A 757-nucleotide genomic window follows, 5' to 3' on the forward strand; every position below is an offset into this window, starting at 1 on the left:
TCCCACAAGACCTGAATGCAGGTTTTCCTTCGTCGATGTTAAGCCGCAGGCCTGATATTAAAAGTGCCGAACTGGCGCTTACCATTGCTAATGCAAAGGTTGGTGTAGCAAAAGCAAGTTTATATCCATCGTTGGTGATTACGGCTAGCGGAGGCATCAACTCTTTTAAAGCGAGCAACTGGTTTAATGTTCCGGCATCGTTGTTCGGTTTGGTTGGAGCAGGGATTACCCAGCCGATTTTTCAAAGAGGTCAGCTAAAAACTTCTTTAGAACTGGCTAAGATCGATCGCGAGAAATCGGTGATCCAGTTCCGTCAGTCGGTATTAAATGCTGTTAGCGAAGTGTCTGATGAGTTAACGAAAGTAGAGAAGTTAAAAACACAATACAGCATTGCTGAAAAAAGAGCGCAGACTTTACAACAAGCCTCAAAAAATGCAAGTTTATTGTTTAAAAGTGGTATGGCGAACTATTTAGAGGTAATTACCGCACAAGGCAATTTATTGCAAAGCGAACTGGAGTTAACTACCATTAAAACAGAGCAGTTAAATGCAGTTGTTGGTTTGTACCGCTCGTTAGGAGGCGGCTGGCAGTAATCTGCTCGGTTAGTTAAACCACTAAGTCACGAAGACACTAAGATTGCCAAGTATTAGCTTGGTGTTCTTGGTGTCTTTTTGGTTATAATGGGGCTTATCTAATACAGTCGTCATTCCCGGGCAGGCGGGAACCTTAAAGCGGTTGCTATTCTTTGCCCTAAGCT

The 757-nt window shown here is 43.2% G+C and carries 1 protein-coding gene; it reads left to right on the forward strand.

The annotated features are described in order from the left end of the window. The coding region (locus tag AC1DND_RS28830) for a TolC family protein (protein ID WP_477586392.1) at nucleotides 1-593 on the forward strand (593 nt) is incomplete at its 5' end. Between the last annotated feature and the right edge of the window lie 164 nt (nucleotides 594-757).

The sequence above is a fragment of the Pedobacter sp. 01N416 genome (assembly GCF_056399685.1).